At 63.0% G+C, this 3,338-nt stretch carries 4 protein-coding genes; 1 reads left to right on the top strand and 3 read right to left on the bottom strand.

Features of this window, described 5'->3' with window-relative positions:
• A partial coding sequence (locus EN879_RS29095) for a response regulator (RefSeq protein WP_164774644.1) occupies positions 1 to 990 on the top strand: 990 nt, incomplete at its 5' end.
• An 18-nt stretch (positions 991 to 1,008) separates the two neighbouring features.
• Here the strand turns inward: EN879_RS29095 and EN879_RS29090 are convergent.
• The 3 genes from EN879_RS29090 to EN879_RS29080 form a co-directional block, all read right to left on the bottom strand.
• On the bottom strand, positions 1,009 to 1,824 hold the full coding sequence (locus EN879_RS29090) for a Stf0 family sulfotransferase (RefSeq protein WP_082826558.1): 816 nt from the start codon (positions 1,822 to 1,824) through the stop codon (positions 1,009 to 1,011).
• 87 nt (positions 1,825 to 1,911) lie between these two features.
• Entirely contained in the window at positions 1,912 to 2,766 is an 855-nt protein-coding gene (locus EN879_RS29085; RefSeq protein ID WP_063169169.1) for a lytic transglycosylase domain-containing protein, read from the bottom strand.
• 5 nt (positions 2,767 to 2,771) lie between these two features.
• Positions 2,772 to 3,338: flavodoxin-dependent (E)-4-hydroxy-3-methylbut-2-enyl-diphosphate synthase (locus EN879_RS29080; protein ID WP_164774643.1), on the bottom strand; the 567-nt coding region annotated here is incomplete at its 5' end.

Genomic DNA, 3,338 nt, shown 5'->3' with positions numbered 1-3,338 from the left:
GCTCTCTGGTTCGCGGTGCCGCTGCCCGCGCATCAGGCCGCGGCGCTCGACGAGATCGTGCCGGTCGACGTCACCCGCGCGCGCGTGCTGGTCATCGATGACAATCCGGTCAACCGCGAAATCCTGCTCGAGCAGCTCAGAAGCTGGAGCTTCGACTGTGCCGCCGCCGAAAGCGGCGCCGTCGGCCTGGCCTTCCTCGATCGCGCCTTTCAGTTGGGCGCCGCCGTCGACTGCATCATCCTCGACTACCAGATGCCCGGCATGAACGGCGCCGACGTCGCCAGGGCAATTGCTTCCGACAGCCGGCTGTCCTCCATCCCGGTGGTGTTGCTGACCTCGGTCGACCAGGTCGATTTCGGCAAGATGATCATCGACTTCGGCATTGCCGCGCATTTGACGAAGCCGGCGCGCTCTGCGGTCCTGCTCGGCACCGTTATTTCGGTCGTGCAGAAGGCCCGTTCGCAGGTCGGCAAGGCGCAGTTTGTCCGCGAACCGATCGTCCAGGCTCCCCCGGCAGCGCCGCCTGCCTTTACCGTCATCCGCGGCCCGGCGCTGCCAGTCGCGGCAGCACCGGAATCGACAACCACGCCGAACGGACCGATCGACATCCTGATTGCCGAGGACAACGACGTGAACCAGCTGGTCTTCGGCCAGATCCTCAATGGCTTGGGCTTGAGCTACCGCATCGCCGGCAACGGCCGCACGGCGGTCGAGATGTACCGGGCGCTGCGCCCCAAGCTGATCCTGATGGACGTCTCGATGCCGGAGATGAATGGCTACGAAGCGACCCGCGCGATCCGGGCCATGGAGACCTCGACGGGCACCCACATTCCGATCATCGGCGTCACCGCGCATGCGCTGAAGGGCGATCGCGACAAGTGCATCGAATCGGGCATGGACGACTATCTGCCGAAGCCCGTTTCGCCCGACCGACTGGGCACCAAGATCGGCACCTGGCTCAGCGAGACCGTGGTGGCCAAGACGGCCTAGCCTGCCTCCATCGATGCATCAGGCGGCTGCGTCGAGGCGATAGCGGCGCATCCAGTCGAGGCTGGTGTCGTCGGAGAGCTTTGCGACGCCGGGCCTTACATCTTCGGCGTCTGGTGCTTGGACATCCAAGACTTCACAGATGCCTAGCAACGTCGCCGCCGGATTGCTCGAAAGGCGCTCGTAGCCAACCCGAAGCGGGGTTATGCCTTGCTCAGCGAACCAAATGTTCCATGCCGCATCATAGGTCTCGAGTACCTCGACCTCACGCCTGATCCGCTCGAAATCATATTGGGGCTCTTTCGGCGGTGCGACCCTTTCGATCTCGGTGCCGTCGGGAGCGATATGCCAAAGACCGGTCTGCTCTGCCTTGATCAGGGAGACAGCCTGCGCAAGCTTGTCCTCCCGCGAGAGGTGTATGTAGAGAACATTGCCGAATGCTCTTTCGAACCGTGCTCTGTCGGATGACAGTTTTGGGAAAATCCGGCCGAGGATCGCCGAAAGCTCATCCAGATTTTCGCGCATCAAGCGGAGACCGAAGAGGCCGGTCCCACCCTTGCCAGCGGCGATCGTAGCATTGAGGTAAGCGGCATCGAATTCGCGCTCGCTCATCGCGGCGCGATCGAGCAGCTTCCACTCTTCGGCCCACTCCACCACGTCCTGGCGCCGATAAAACGAATGTGGATCGCCGGCGGTCTTGGTGGACGCCAGGAGCTTGCACAGCAGCGTGCTTCCGGTCCTCGGTGTGCCGCAGATAATGTATCCATCGAACATGTTGTGCCCACGCGGCTTGTCAAAGGCAGGGGCTGTCGCTCCTGGTAAGATGACCGCCGCCATAGCTGAAATCCTTGGTGGATGCGACGTCACGGCTGTCGCTTTCTAAATGCCTCTCTCAGACAAAATACCCTGCCGGCAGGGGTCAAATCACCGGTTGCGCACCACCACGCATGCCCCACCGATGCTTTGCAATTTCTGGCAGATGACGTTTGCATCGGCGCGGTGGTCGACACCGATCCTGACCGCATAGATACCCCGCCGGCCGATCGGCGTGCGCACCCGGCTGACCACTGGATCGTGCCCGTTGAGCAGGGCCGGGAACCGGCTCCTTATCCTGAGCCACTGGTTGATCGCGGCACTGCGGCGGAAATTGCCGGCCACCTGGATGCCCCACGGCTTTACGTTGATCGAGGCCATCGCCACGGTCCGCGACATGATCACCGGCAGTTTTCGGCAAGCGACGGCAAAATCCGCCTTAGCGTCGAGCGGTTCGACCCTTCCGGCATAGGCTCGGTCGGTGAACTTGTCGGCTGGTTCGCCCATGATGTCGAAGACATAGCTTTCGGTTTCCATCGGCAGGAAACCGCCGGAACTGAGCCAGCGCGACACCCGGCTCTCGCCGGCATTGTAGGCGGCGGCCGCCAGGCCGAGATTGCCGTAGCCGGTTTTCATTTCGGCGAGATATTTCGCCGAAGCCGGGATCGCCTGATTGATGTCGAAGGAATTGGCAAGCCCGCGCATCTTGGCGGTTCCCGGCATGAACTGGGCAATGCCTTCGGCGCCGACGGGACTGACGGCGTTGGGATCGAAACGGCTCTCCTTCCAGATCAGCCGGGCGAAGAAATCCCTGGGCAAACCATTCTGGTCGGCATGCGCCTGGATCAGGTTGCAGACCTTGTCGATAAGCCGTTGCTTGGCGGATTGCGGCGGATCGGCCTGAGCCAGTGTCGACCAGACTAGCCCACACAGCAGGACCAGCGTCGCCCACAGGAAACGCTGCATTTGACCTACTCTGCCGCGGCCTTGCCGCCGCGACCGAACCGCTGTTCGATATAGTCGGCGACCATTTTCTCGAAATCCGCCGCGATCGACGGTCCGCGCAGCGTCGCCGCCTTCTTGCCGTCGACGAAGACAGGCGCCGTCGGCGTCTCGCCGGTGCCGGGCAGCGAAATGCCGATATCGGCATGCTTGGACTCGCCCGGGCCGTTGACGATGCAACCCATCACCGCGACCTTGAGGTTCTCGACGCCGGGATATTTGTCGCGCCACACCGGCATGTTCTTCCTGAGATCTGCCTGGATGTTCTGAGCGAGCTCCTGGAACACGGTCGAGGTCGTGCGGCCGCAGCCGGGACACGCGGCGACGATCGGCACGAACTGCCTGAACCCCATCGTCTGCAGCAATTCCTGCGAAACCTGCACCTCGCGCGTGCGGTCGCCATTCGGCTCCGGCGTCAGCGAGATGCGGATGGTGTCGCCGATGCCTTGCTGCAGCAGGATGCCCATGGCGGCCGACGAAGCGACGATGCCTTTCGAGCCCATGCCGGCTTCCGTCCGGCCGAGATGCAGTGCATG

It is taken from the genome of Mesorhizobium sp. M7A.F.Ca.AU.002.02.1.1, assembly GCF_003998535.1.
In the GTDB taxonomy this organism is placed as follows: Bacteria; Pseudomonadota; Alphaproteobacteria; order Rhizobiales; family Rhizobiaceae; genus Mesorhizobium; species Mesorhizobium ciceri.
Note: the sequence above shows the minus strand (reverse complement) of the source record. Positions and strands in the feature narration are given on the sequence as shown.

Coding starts and splice junctions, on each gene's coding strand:
- EN879_RS29085 (WP_063169169.1), bottom strand. CDS start 2,766: ATGCAGCGTTTCCTGTGGGCGACGCTGGTCCTGCTGTGTGGGCTAGTC.
- EN879_RS29090 (WP_082826558.1), bottom strand. CDS start 1,824: ATGGCGGCGGTCATCTTACCAGGAGCGACAGCCCCTGCCTTTGACAAG.